This window comes from Pseudoalteromonas sp. MB47, from assembly GCF_011319765.1.
GTDB lineage: Bacteria > Pseudomonadota > Gammaproteobacteria > Enterobacterales > Alteromonadaceae > Pseudoalteromonas > Pseudoalteromonas simplex.
In genome coordinates, this window is record NZ_VFBD01000004.1 from 345,732 (window position 1) to 359,278 (window position 13,547).

Genomic DNA, 13,547 nt, shown 5'->3' on the forward strand with positions numbered 1-13,547 from the left:
GTTTTGAATGAGTATCCATGACAAATTAAAACGTGTACGTAAACCGAGAGTGCATATTACCTATGACGTTGAAACTGAAGGTGCAATTGTAAAAAAAGAGCTGCCTTTTGTGGTTGGGGTAATGGGCGATTTTTCGGGTCATAATCAAGAAGTATTAAAACCTTTAAAAGACCGTCGTTTTATTCAAATCGATAGAGAAAACTTTAATGATGTTTTAAAGAAAATGAGCCCTTCTCTAAAGTTAGATATTGATAATACTTTAACTGATGATGGCACCAAATTTAGTGTTGATCTCAACTTTAAAAGTATCGATGACTTTGAACCTGCAGCTGTCGTAAATCAAGTTGAACCATTACGCAATTTGATGGAGACACGTAATAAACTTCGAGACCTAATGACTAAGATTGACCGCTCGGAAGAGTTAGAAAATGTCTTAGAGGAAGTGTTAAGCAACACGGCGAGTCTTGATTCAATTGCTAAAGAGCTAAAGTTAGAGGAGTCTGAAAAATGAGCACCGAAACACTAGCACAAGAATTAGACACAGCAACAGCGACTGAGTCAACGTCGTTATTAACTCAAGCAATTGGCGCAACTAAACAAACAGACGCAAGTCGAGCGGAAGAGCTATTACGCACTTTAACTGAAGAAGCTTTAAAGGGCACTGTTCAATGGAATAAAAATATGACAGTGACTTTCAATGAAGCGATTCAATTGATCGACCAAAAAATATCGAAACAACTCAGTGTGATTATGCACCATGAAGACTTTCAAAAATTAGAAGGTTCGTGGCGTGGTTTGAATCACTTAGTAATGAATTCAGATACTGGTTCAACTTTAAAAATTCGTGTGCTTAATATGAAGAAGAAAGAGCTTCATAAAGATTTAAGTAAAGCGGTTGAGTTTGATCAAAGCCAAACATTTAAAAAAATCTACGAGTCAGAGTTTGGTACACCAGGTGGTGAACCTTACGGTACTATTGTTGGTGATTTTGAGTTTACAAATCACCCTGAAGACGTAGAAACTCTTGGCTTAATGTCGAATGTTGCTGCAGCGGGTTTCTGTCCGTTCATTTCGGCATCATCACCTTCACTCTTTGGTTTTGATAGTTGGGAAGAGCTCACTAAACCAAGAGACCTTGAAAAGGTATTTGAATCTCTTGAATACACTAAATGGCGCTCATTTAGAGACAGCGATGATTCACGCTTTGTTTCACTCACGATGCCAAGATTTTTATCTCGTTTACCTTACGGTGCAGCATCTAAACCGGTTGAAGAATTCAACTATGAAGAGTTTGAAGTTGATGAGCTTGCCGGTCGCTCTGTAAGTACTGATAACGGTGATTATTGCTGGAGTAATGCTGCCTATGCGATGGCAACGAACATGACAAAAGCATTCTCTCAATATGGTTTTTGTACTGCTATTCGTGGCGCAGAGGGCGGCGGTAAAGTAGAAGGTTTACCTACCCATATATTCACCAGTGATGATGGTGATCCTGATCTTAAATGCCCAACAGAGATTGGTATTACTGATCGACGTGAAGCAGAGTTAAGTAAGCTTGGTTTCTTACCTCTGTGTCATTATAAAAATACAGATTACGCGGTGTTCTTTGGTGGACAATCGTGTCAAAAGCCGCAAGTTTACTCAACGCCTGATGCAACTGCGAATGCTGCTATTTCAGCTCGCTTGCCTTACCTAATGGCAACTTCTCGCTTTGCTCATTATTTAAAAGTAATGGCACGCGATAAAATTGGTAGCTTCATGGAAGCTGAAGACGTTGAATCTTGGTTAAATCGTTGGATTCTATCTTACGTAAATGCAACAGAGGGCGGTGGTCAAGATATCAGAGCACGTTATCCTTTAGCTGATGCAAAAGTTTCAGTTAAAGAAATTCCTGGTCAACCTGGTGCCTATAATGCTGTTGCGTGGTTAAGACCATGGTTACAAATGGAAGAGTTAACGTCATCACTTAGATTGGTTGCCAAAATCCCTGAGATTGGTTAACCCTTTCTGCATTAAGGATGATGCAAAATGAATTGTGAAGAGTTTTCATTCATAGGAGAAGACGCTGTAATTTCAAATAATACAGCGTCTGATATCTTCGAAAATAGCGCTTTATTGGAACGATTTCTTAATGAGAAAGAAACATTTAAAGCGTTGTTATTATGGCTTGAAGGCTCTTCAGATTCCCCCTTACAGTGGGATAAAGAGTCAATTAGTTCATATTTGCAACTGACCATTGTCAAAATTGATTCGCTTATTTCTAAGCAATTAGATCAAATATTACATCACCCCAAGTTACAACAATTAGAAGCCAGCTGGCGCAATTTGTGGTGGTTAACTTTACAAACAGAACTTAATGATAAAGAAAAAAAAGTAAAGTTACGGCTGTTAGATTGTGACTGGAATACGTTATCGAGAGATGTTAATAAAGCAATCGACTTTGATCAAAGTAGCTTCTTCCAATTAATTTATCAAAATGAGTTCGATCGTCCAGGCGGTGAGCCTTTTGGTGTATTGATTGGTGATTACGAAATAACCAATGGCAATGCACCGGGTACAATTTACAACGATATAGACACCTTAAAAGAAATTTCGAAAGTAGCCGCAGCCTCTTTTTCGCCATTTATTACTGCTGTGTCTGCAAGCTTATTTGGTGCAAATAGTTTTACTGATTTAGGCTATCAATTTGATTTGTATACTCAGTTTGAACAGGTCGAATATACGAAGTGGCGTAGCTTTAGGAACATGGAAGATGCGCGTTTTGTTGGTCTTGTATTGCCGCATGTATTAGTTAGAGCACCCTATAAAAACGACGGCACACGTCACTTAGATTTTTTATATACAGAAAAAATAACCACGCCTGAAACAGAAATGTTATGGGGAAACGCCGCTTACCAATTTGTGTCGACATTAGTGCGAGCTTATGCAGAAAGTGGTTGGTTTGGTCAAATAAGAGGCATTGAGCCTGGCAAAATATCTAAAGGCATCGTTACCGGATTGACGAAAAATTACTTTTCAACCGATGTTTACAGAAAAGAAGCTAAGCCACCAATAGACTTGATTGTGACTAGTAAATTAGAAAAGCAGTTCTCTGAACTTGGGTTTATCCCAGCATCGTCAGTGACAAATACTGAGCATCTCGTTTTTTATAGTAATGCATCAGCTCAGCAAGCCAAACACTACGATAGTGAGGCTTCTACTGTAAACGCTCGCTTATCGTCTATGCTGCAATATATTTTATGTGTTTCACGCTTTGCTCATTATTTAAAGCTGTTAGCGCGTGATCGAGTTGGCTCTTATAGTACAGCCCAAGCCTGTGAACAAGGTTTGCAAGCATGGGTTAACAACTACACTACAGCATCGGATTCTGCCTCAGAGCAAATAAGAAGTAAGTATCCTTTGGCGAATGCAAAAGTAAAAGTGACTGAAAATAAATCGAGGCCAGGCCATTATTTTTCTGTTTTACAATTACAACCCCATTTTCAGCTTGATCAAATGATATCAAGTATCAAATTAGTGACTGAACTAAGTCCTCATCACCAAATAAAGGAATAGAAATGAAGAAGATTCATGAGTGTATTCGCAATGGAAAATTAGCTGATGCATTAGAGTATTGCGCACAGAAACTAAAAGATGATCCACTTAACTTTGATATTCGCAGTGCTTACACGGAACTATTGTGTGTGAACGGTGAGCTTGAAAAAGCTGATAAACAATTAGATTTTATGGTGACAAAGTCGCCTGAGCTAGCGGTGGGCGCTGTTAATTTAAGGCACCTAATTAGAGCTGAGCAAGCAAGACAGGATTTTTACGAAGGTAAAGCGGCCCCTAAGCTATTTCATGAAGCAGATGAGCTAGATGAAGTATTTCTTCAGATGCATATCGATTTACGCGAAGATGATTTTAAATCAGCGACTGAAAAGGCAGCTAAAGTTGAGTCTCTCAGGATAAGTACAGTAAATGAGCAACTTACTGCAATAAGAGATATTGATGATTCATTAAACCCATATTTGGAACTTTTGGGTACCAATGGCGAGTTTTATTTAGCTCGTTTCGATGAAATCGAAAAGTTTGAAGTTCAGCCAATAGAATCAATCGTTGAGCAAATTTGGCTACGCGTTGAAGTAACTATCAAAGATGGACCTGTCGGTACTGCTCATATCCCAGTTGTTTACCCACACTCAAAGAGCGAAATTGAAAAATTAGGTCAAGTGACTGAATGGCATGAAATAAGTGAAGAAATGTATTTAGGCCGCGGGATGAAAATGCTGTTCATAAATGATGAAGCGGTTTTATTGTCTGAACTTGGCTCTTTCATTAATTGAGCGTGAAATTTTCATGATTGCAAGCAAACAGCCGCTCAAAGCATCAATTTTAGACCGCTTGATAGATGACGAGCCTGAAGTACAGGATTCGCCACAGCGAACAGATGGTATCAGCTTATCACTTTTAAAAAGTTACGTTAGGCGAGATATCGAAGCACTGTTAAATGCTCGGATCCAGTGGCATACATGGCCAAGTCAATACAGTGAGCTTGCAACATCGTGTTTATCATATGGATTGCCAGACTTTTCAAGCATGGTTGTAAGTTCCCATGAGGGGCGAGCAGCGTTATGTGAAAAAGTTCGAGATGCAATTTTGCGATTTGAGCCTAGGTTTATTGAAGTTGAAGTGCTAGTTGATGAAGAGCTACCCCTTAACCGCATTTTAAACCTAAGAATTAATGCCTTGTTATATGCCGATCCTGAGCCTGAATACATCAGTTTTAACTCTGAAGTTGAGCCAGTTAGTTTAGGTATGAAAATCTATGAGTCTTCACTATGAATGATGAATTATTAAAGTATTACAATCGTGAATTAGCTTATGTGCGCCACCTTGGGAAAGACTTTGCAGAAAAATACCCAAAAGTGGCAGGCAGGTTAAAACTTACAGACGAAGTGATAGAAGATCCTCATGTTTCAAGGTTAGTCGAATCATTTGCATTTTTAACTGCCAACATTAGGCAAAAACTTGATGATAGCTTTCCTGAGTTAACGGATGCGCTATTAGGTCAGCTTTATCCTGACTACCAAGCACCGATCCCTTCATTATCAATTGTAAAGTTAGAGTCAGAAAACCTATCAACGACTGGGGTCATCATTCCGCGTGGGAGTGAGCTTGAAACTAATGTAGAAGGAATGAAACAGTGTAAATTTCAAAGCTGTTTTGATACCAATTTGTGGCCTGTAGAGATAACCGCTGCCCAGTTTGATAACAGTCCTTTTATTGCGCCTAAACCAAAGTTTAATGAACCAGCTAAAGCGATTTTTAAGTTACAACTGACAGGTGAGTATGATGGCGTTTCATTGCATGAAACAGAGCTAAATGATTTAAAAATTTATATTCATGGACAATGGCATTATACGCTCAAAGTATACGAGCTATTGTTTAAACATTGTATCGGAATAGCAGTAGATAATGGCGATGAGGGAGTGCATTACCTCTCTAAAACTCATTTAAAATCAGTTGGTTTTGAGGAGCATGAGGCTGTAGTACCTTATTCAATGCGTTCATCATCAGCATATAGGCTATTAGTCGAGAACTTTATTTTTCCTGAAAAATTTAAGTTTTTTGAGTTACAAAATATTCGTTCTGTACTACCACGCAATGCAAGCACTACAACGCTTTATTTTTATTTAGATGTTGAGTCGAGCGAGTTGGAGAAGCAAGTAGATAAAGACATGTTCTTGCTGGGCTGCACGCCAATCATAAATTTATATGAACAAGAACTTGAACCGATCCGCCCAGAGCTAAGCGAATATGAGTATAAGCTTGCACCACGTTATATCGACTCTGAAATATCAGAAGTTATTAGTCTTGAAGAAGTAGTTGCATTTGACCACAAGGGGAATAAACAGCTGGTGACGCCTTTTTATGCGCAAACACACCCTAAATATCAAGAGCATAAAGATCTCTATTGGCATACTCGACGAGAAACAGCCCTTTGGGCCGGTGGTTATGCAGAAGCGGGCACCGAAACTTATTTGTCATTAGTAAATGGTGGCTTTGAAAATAGTGCGCAAGCACTCAGTGAGGGAAATACGGTCGTAACAGCACGGGCGCAGTGTAGTAACCGTAATCTACCAGCTAGTTTACCATTTGGTGATGATGAACTTGGTTTTACATTACCAAAGCGTGGCGATGTCATCAAAAAAATCAGGTGCCTAGTTGCACCTACTCATGCGGTAAGACCTGTGTTGGGTAGCAATACTCGTTGGCAACTGATTAATCATCTGACTCTTGATTCATTCAGTGGTGAGCACAGCGTAGAGAAATTGAAAGAAACATTGAGACTATATGATTTTAAAGCAACACCCCAATCAAAAGGGATGATTGATAATATCTATAGCGTCAAAATTGAACCCGCAACTGCACGAGTTGTGCAAAATGGGCGGGTTGCATTTGCAACAGGTACCGATATTGAAATTACGTTTGCAAATGATGATTACGCTGGCAGTGGGGTGTTCTTTTTTGCTTCAGTTCTTGATTGTTTTTTCTCGCAATTTGCATCAATTAATAGCTTTACACGCTTAAGTCTAAAGTTAAAAGAACAAGACAGAGTTTATCATCAGTGGCCAGCTAGAGTCGGTTCAGAGGTGCTACTATGATTGCTCAATTGCTCGAGAACGCGACAGAAATAGATTTTTACAAAGCCGTGTTTGTGATCGAGTCGCAGTTATCGAGTACGGCTCAGCACTACCGGAAAGTTGGCTATGATTGTCAGCCAAAACTAGAGCTGATTAAGTTTAGTTCAACACAAAAGTTTGGCTTTGCGGGTAATGCGATAACTAAATTAAAACCTGCTAAAAGCGTTGCAGGGATCACTCAGTTTGATATGGAAATATCATTTATGGGGATGACCGGTTGCTCAGGCGCATTGCCACACTTTTATAGTGAATTGGTGATGCAAAGATTGCGCTACAAAGACAGCACAATGAGAGATTTTTACGATATGTTTAATCATCGTTTGATTTCGTTGTACTACCGAGCTTGGAAAAAGTATAAACCCGCGCTTAATTTTGCTAACAGCAATCAAGATAATCACACGAAAATTTTGGCACTTTTGAGTGGGGGCAATGCCCCTCATCAGCTTTATTTCAGTGGTCTTTTCAGTCGAAAAACGCGAAATATTGCTGATCTGCGAAATATTTTAACTTTCTATTTAGGTTGTGACGTCAGCATAAATCAGTTTGTGGGTCAGTGGCAGCCACTAAAAAAATCAGAGCAAACCCGCATTAACAGCGGGGGCTTTGCAGGACAACATGCAAGGCTTGGTATTGACGCAATAGCAGGTAAGCAAGTTTGGGACATCTCAACAAAGATAGAAGTTACTATTGAGCCCAAAAATGAGCACCAAACAGCCCGTCTTCTACCACAGCAAGAGCTTTGGAATTTAGCCCATCAAATAGTGAATGATTTTGTTGGTAATCAAATTCAGCATGCACTAATAGTAAAAGCAAACTTCTACAAACTTGGTGCAAAGCAACTATTAAAAGAGCGACTTCAATTAGGCTGTAATAGTTTTCTGTTTTCAGAAAAAGCAACTATAGACGGCAAAGTCTCTGAGCTTTCGTTCAAAGGATAAATAAATACAAGGAAATATTATGTCTACAATGACGCTAAATACACTCGTTGAAAAATTAAGCCCTGAGTGCAAAAAGAGTCTTGAACAAGCTGTTGCAATTTGTAATAGCAGAAGTCACTTCACTGTTGAATTAGAGCACTGGTTATTAGCAATGCTTGAACAACAACTTGATGACTTTAGAATTATTTTGAGCGCTTACGATATTGACAGCGACTCGTTAAAAAATGATTTGAATAAGTCTTTAGAAATGCACAAAACGGGTTGTAACTCATCACCGAGCTTATCGATGCATGTTACCAGTTTGCTTAAGCAAACGTGGCTTAGTACGAGCATTGATTTTACAGATACACAAATCCGTAGTGCTTACTTAATTTACACGCTGGTAAAAGATGACACTTTAGCAAGTTTAGTGAGTCGTTGTAGTAAAGAGTTCAATAAGATAGAAGCAGGGCAATTATTGCATGCTTGGCCTGAAATGGTCTCTAAGTCTCAAGAGCAAAGTCCTGTGGCAAATAGTCAGACTGAAACATCGGTATCTACAAGTTCTAAAACGCCGAGTTTAGATCAATTTACAGTTGATCTAACAGCTCAAGCAAAAGCAGGAAAAATAGATCCAATTTTGGGGCGTGATTTTGAAATTAGACAAATGGTCGATATTCTTACTCGACGTAGACAAAATAACCCCATTCTAACTGGTGAAGCTGGAGTTGGTAAAACGGCCGTTGTTGAAGGGTTAGCGCTTAGGATTGCACAAGGCAGTGTTCCAGATGTTCTAAAAAATGTAAAAATTCACACTCTAGACCTTGCTTTGTTACAAGCAGGTGCTGGTATGAAAGGTGAGTTCGAAAATAGACTTAAGTCTTTAATATCGGAAATTAAAAATACCCCAAATCCTGTTATTTTATTTATCGATGAAGCGCACACTATGATCGGTAGTGGTGGTCAAGCTGGTCAAAATGATGCAGCAAATCTATTAAAACCGGCACTAGCGCGCGGTGAACTCAGAACAATTGCAGCCACAACATGGGCTGAATATAAAAAATTCTTTGAAAAAGACGCAGCACTGGCGCGTCGATTCCAAGTCGTTAAAGTGGAAGAGCCTACACCAGAAAAAGCGATTGCGATGTTACGTGGTTTAGTACCTGTTATGGAAAAGCATCATAATGTGTTCATTTCTGAGCAAGCACTAGAAAGTGCAGTGCATTTATCACACCGCTACATTACCGGCAGACAACTTCCTGATAAAGCGGTTGGTTTACTTGATACAGCCTGCGCTCGGGTTGCAATGAGCCAAGCATCAACACCTAATTCAATTGAAACGCTTGAAAATGAACGCTCAGAAATAGAGTCGCAAATCAATATGTTAACCCGTGAGCAACGCACAGGATTAAATCACAGTGAGGTGCTTGATAGTTTAACAAATAAGTGCCAGCAAATTACTGAGCAGCTTGCACCATTAAAGTCGCAGTTCGAAAATGAAATGTTGCTTATTAAAGATGTAAAAGAAGTCATTAGTGGCCTGAATGATGAAATAGAACAGCCAAGTGAAGAAATTGAAAAGCTACAACAATGCAAAGAAAACTTAGCTAAATATGATTCAAACATGGTGCATTGGCAGGTTGATGATGAGTTAATTGCTCAAGTTATTTCTGACTGGACAGGCATTCCAGTTGGCAAGATGCATGAAGATGATGTGAAGAGTGTTCTTAATTTAGCCAGCACAATGAAAGAGCGTGTTGTGGGTCAAGATCATGCGTTGGAGCTAATTGCAAAAGTTGTACAGACATCTAAAGCGCACTTAGCAGACGAAAGCCGCCCGAATGGAATTTTTATGCTAGCGGGTCCAAGTGGTGTGGGTAAAACTGAGACGGCACTTGCGTTAGCGAATGAAGTGTATGGTAGTGAAGAAAACATCACTGTCATCAATATGTCAGAATACAAAGAAGAGCATAAAGTTTCGTTACTCCTTGGCTCACCTCCAGGTTATGTAGGTTATGGTGAAGGTGGCGTATTAACAGAAGCGATCAGACGTAAGCCATACAGTGTTATTTTATTAGATGAAATTGAAAAAGCGCACCCAGGTGTACATGACATTTTTTATCAAGTGTTTGACAAAGGCACCATTAAAGATGGTGAAGGTAGAGATATCGACTTTAAAAACACAATTATTATCATGACCTCAAATGTGGGTACTGATACAACAATGAGTCTTTTTGAAGATGAAGAAACTGCGCCAAGCGTTCAGGGTCTGCAAAAGGCTATTCAAAATGATTTACTTGAAGTATTTAAAGCTGCATTTCTTGGTCGTATCAACGTCATACCCTATTTGCCACTTAATAAAGAAACTCTTGCAGAAATTACAAAACTGCAATTATGTAAAATAAAAAATAGAGTTAACAAAAATTACAAATCTGATTTTTTATATTCAGATCTTGTTGTAGATTATATAGTTAACAATTGTAATGACTCTGGTTCGGGTGCAAGAAATATTCATGCATTATTGCAAAATAATGTCTTGCCTTTATTATCTGAATCTTTACTTGATAGTCTTGTTAGTGGTAACAAAATCAATGATATATCATTAGATATAAATGATGGTTCTTTTGTTGTTAATATAAATTGATATATTTAAATTAGTTTCTTGTTTCTTTTTTGGAGTCGGATTATAATTTGTCCGTCTTCATTAATTGATGGAACATTGAGACATTGTCTTCGTCTAGGGAAAGGATATTGAAGACCTTTTCGTTGCGCAGTTAGAGATAATGATTTCAAAGGAATTTTGGGAAACCAAAAGTAAATGATCCAATGTAATGGATGTTATTTATAAATTAAAAGGAGCATTATCAAATGCAATCAAATACATATTTAAAATACGGTTCAATTAAAGGCGAAACTACTGCTGAGTCTTTTAAAGATTTAATCACAGTTTTATCATTAGATTGGAACGTAAGCCGTGAAATTTCAGCACACACTGGTACAGCAATGGACCGTGAATCTAGCTCAACTCGCTTAGGTGATGTAACTATCACTAAACTTCAAGATAAAGCGTCTCCAGACCTTTTCAAAGAAGCGACAATTGGTAAAGGCCTTCCGGCTGTTTTCCACATCACTAAGCAAGGTGATAAAGTTGAAGAAATCATGAAAATCGAACTTACAGATGCAATGATCTCTAGCTACTCTGTATCAGTTCAAAACGACCGTCCAGTTGAAACAATCACTATCAGCTACACAGAAATGATGATGACTGTTACTCCTACAGACGACAAAAATAACATCACTGCACCACTTGTTTATGGTTACAGCGGTGTTAAAGGTCAGCAAATGTAATTTTTTGCAGTACCTAATAGCTCTGAGTTTTACTCAGAGCTTTTTTGATCTTTAGGAAATAGGAAGCATGGAATGCAAAAAGCGACACAAGATAATAATGTAATTCAGATTAACACCCCAGCAGGTAAAGATGCACTTTACTTAACTCGACTGGTGGTGCAAGAGTCTATGTCTGATTTGTTTGTGATGTCAGTGAATATGTTCACTATAGGCACACAAATAGCGCATGAAGATCTGGTGGGAAAACCTGTTTCTATTAAAGTAAAGAATGCCGATAGCGCAGGTGAGCGTTATTTTCATGGCATAGTTAGCCAATTAGTATCTAATGGTAGCCGCACCGCTGATATTGATGAGCAAAAAAATTATATAGATTACCACGCTACAATTGTGCCTTTCGCAGCATCAATGCGAAACCGAAAAAACAGTCGGATCTTTCAAAAGAAAAGTATAAAAGACATTTTTGCCGATTTGTTTGGTCAACACAGTGTCGCTTTTAAAGATAATACAACTAAAACGTATCCTAAGTACGAGTATTGTGTTCAATACCAAGAGTCAGATTTTGACTTTATTCAACGCTTGTTTCAGCAAGAAGGTATTTTTTATTTTTTCGAGCATAGTAACAGTGCACATACGTTAGTACTTGCTGATGATATAACAGCTTACGAAGAATGCGCTGAAGCAAAAGTAGAGTTTACCTCTGGTCACCTCAGTGAGTCACACATAAATAAATGGCAAGGTGGTTTAAGTATTGCGCCTGGCAGCTACAAGCGTATTGGCTATGATTTTAAGCAACCACCACGATACCCTGATGGCGATCACAAAAAAGCTGATTTACCAACCCAGTCAGTCGCTGAAATTTTTGAATATACCGCAGAAGCCGAAACCCATCCAAGAGCTGCAGGTTTGGCAGCCGTTCAACTTGAATCATTACAGCGTAATATGAAGTTAAGTAGCGGTAGAAGTGATTGCCGTTCATTCTCGGTAGGTAAATTATTTAGCTTTAAAAAACATGAAGACCCGCGCCTAGAAGGTAAAACGTTTGCTATCACCTCGTTACTAACGTCTATAACGGTGCCAAATCAGTCAGGTACTCAGCAATCTGGCGCGCAAGAAGTATTTACCAACCACTTTGAATGTGTGCCAAAAGATGTGCCATATCGTGCAGCTCACAGCATGCGCAAACCTGTTATTCATGGTGTGCAAACAGCCATAGTTACGGGCGACAGCGCAGATGAAATTATGGTTGATCAATACGGACGTGTGAAAGTGCAGTTCGATTGGGACCGAGAAGGTAAAAAAGACTCGCAAAGTTCATGTTGGATCAGGGTTGCGCAAAACTGGGCCGGTAAAAAATGGGGGGCATTTTTCTTTCCTCGTGTCGGGCAAGAGGTATTAGTCGACTTTATTAATGGCGATCCTGATCAGCCAATCATTAGCGGTGCAGTATACAACGCTGACTTAATGCCTCCTTATGCATTACCTGCAGATAAAACACAAAGCGGTATTAAAACACGCTCAACAAAAGAGGGCGGTGCCGATAATTTTAATGAACTGCGTTTTGAAGATAAAAAAGGCAGTGAGCTTGTATACATGCAAGCAGAAAAAGATAAGCAGCTGTATGTAAAAAATGATCAAAAAGAAAAAATTGATAATGATCGATTCCTTGAAGTGGGCAACAATGATGATGCTAAAGTAAAAGTGAATCGCACCGTCGATATCGGTGAAAATGACACATTAAAAGTGGGTAAATCACTCAATATCGAAGCAGGAAAAGAAATCGTTATTAAGACCGGATCGGCAAAAATTACTATGAGCAGTAGCGGGAATATTTCTATTGAAGGCACAAATATTAATATTAAAGGCAGTAACGTAAAGGTTGATGGGAGTGCAATTACCCTTTCTGCTGGCATGATCAAGTTGAACTAGCATGGAATTACTTAATACGTTTCAACCAGGTGTCGTGCATGGCGCAGCAAGTAATGGCTTTACCGTTTATTGCCGTTATGGGCTTCCTCATTTGGTGTGTCTTTGTGTAAATCGCCCAGATGATCCGTTTTTAAACTTGCCAATAGATTATTTTAAGGGCCTAGATGGTTATTTTGCTGAGCAATTTTTTATAAACCTTCACCCTGTACTCAATAGTAGCAATGTGTTGTCGCATATTTACCAATACGCAACACAAACAAGCTCAATAATAAACGATCTCTCGTATGCAGAAATAGCGCAAGAGTTGGCAAAACTCGTGAGCACAAATAAGTTACAAGTTATTCCTTTAAACGAATAGCTAATAACAAGGAAAGGAATATGGGAAAACCCGCTTCAACGTTAGGGCACATGCATGTTTGCCCAAAAGTAACAGGTACAGTACCTCATGTTGGAGGGCCAATTGTAGTGGGTTCGGCCAATGTGTTGATTGGTAATATGCCTGCCGCAAGAAAAGGCGACATGCTTGTATGTGTTGGCCCACCAGATAGCATTAATAGCGGTTCTGGCACAGTTAAAATAAATGGGAAACCTGCGGCTAGAATGGGAGACAGTACTTCTCATGGCGGTAAAATTGTTTTAGGTAACCCAACAGTTTTAATTGGTGGCTAAG

12 protein-coding genes are annotated in these 13,547 nt (G+C 39.0%); all 12 read left to right on the top strand.

The features are described 5' to 3' along the window. The first annotated feature begins 7 nt into the window (after positions 1–7). Positions 8–511, top strand: a complete 504-nt coding sequence (tssB, locus tag IMPJCBKJ_RS02170; protein ID WP_166338536.1) for a type VI secretion system contractile sheath small subunit — start codon at positions 8–10, stop codon at positions 509–511. Continuing rightward, complete coding sequence (gene tssC / locus IMPJCBKJ_RS02175) at positions 508–2,001, top strand: type VI secretion system contractile sheath large subunit (RefSeq protein WP_166338538.1); 1,494 nt, start codon at positions 508–510, stop codon at positions 1,999–2,001. Before tssB ends, tssC (IMPJCBKJ_RS02175) begins: the two co-directional genes overlap by 4 nt. 27 nt (positions 2,002–2,028) lie before the next feature. Beyond that, positions 2,029–3,555, top strand: coding sequence for a type VI secretion system contractile sheath large subunit (gene tssC, locus IMPJCBKJ_RS02180; protein ID WP_138618884.1), 1,527 nt, complete (start codon positions 2,029–2,031; stop codon positions 3,553–3,555). A 2-nt stretch (positions 3,556–3,557) separates the two neighbouring features. Next, complete coding sequence (locus IMPJCBKJ_RS02185) at positions 3,558–4,325, top strand: type VI secretion system accessory protein TagJ (protein ID WP_138618886.1); 768 nt, start codon at positions 3,558–3,560, stop codon at positions 4,323–4,325. Positions 4,326–4,338: 13 nt separating this feature from the next. After that, complete coding sequence (gene tssE / locus IMPJCBKJ_RS02190) at positions 4,339–4,824, top strand: type VI secretion system baseplate subunit TssE (RefSeq protein ID WP_166338540.1); 486 nt, start codon at positions 4,339–4,341, stop codon at positions 4,822–4,824. Further along, positions 4,821–6,647 carry a type VI secretion system baseplate subunit TssF gene (tssF, locus tag IMPJCBKJ_RS02195; protein WP_138618890.1) on the top strand — a complete coding sequence of 609 codons (1,827 nt, stop codon included), beginning with the start codon at positions 4,821–4,823 and terminating at the stop codon, positions 6,645–6,647. The genes tssE and tssF overlap by 4 nt, the downstream gene beginning before the upstream one ends. Next, positions 6,644–7,624, top strand: a complete 981-nt coding sequence (tssG, locus tag IMPJCBKJ_RS02200) for a type VI secretion system baseplate subunit TssG (RefSeq protein ID WP_138618892.1) — start codon at positions 6,644–6,646, stop codon at positions 7,622–7,624. The genes tssF and tssG overlap by 4 nt, the downstream gene beginning before the upstream one ends. 19 nt (positions 7,625–7,643) lie before the next feature. After that, positions 7,644–10,247, top strand: coding sequence for a type VI secretion system ATPase TssH (gene tssH / locus IMPJCBKJ_RS02205; protein WP_166338542.1), 2,604 nt, complete (start codon positions 7,644–7,646; stop codon positions 10,245–10,247). Between the two features lie 224 nt (positions 10,248–10,471). Next, positions 10,472–10,951, top strand: coding sequence for a type VI secretion system tube protein Hcp (locus IMPJCBKJ_RS02210; protein WP_105181734.1), 480 nt, complete (start codon positions 10,472–10,474; stop codon positions 10,949–10,951). A gap of 72 nt (positions 10,952–11,023) precedes the next feature. Continuing rightward, positions 11,024–12,877 (top strand): type VI secretion system tip protein TssI/VgrG, encoded by a 1,854-nt coding sequence (gene tssI / locus IMPJCBKJ_RS02215; RefSeq protein WP_166338544.1) that lies wholly within the window; start codon positions 11,024–11,026, stop codon positions 12,875–12,877. 1 nt (position 12,878) lies between these two features. Continuing rightward, positions 12,879–13,235 carry a hypothetical protein gene (locus IMPJCBKJ_RS02220; protein ID WP_138618898.1) on the top strand — a complete coding sequence of 119 codons (357 nt, stop codon included), beginning with the start codon at positions 12,879–12,881 and terminating at the stop codon, positions 13,233–13,235. A 20-nt stretch (positions 13,236–13,255) separates the two neighbouring features. Then, entirely contained in the window at positions 13,256–13,546 is a 291-nt protein-coding gene (locus tag IMPJCBKJ_RS02225; RefSeq protein WP_135926857.1) for a PAAR domain-containing protein, read from the top strand. Position 13,547 lies beyond the last annotated feature (1 nt).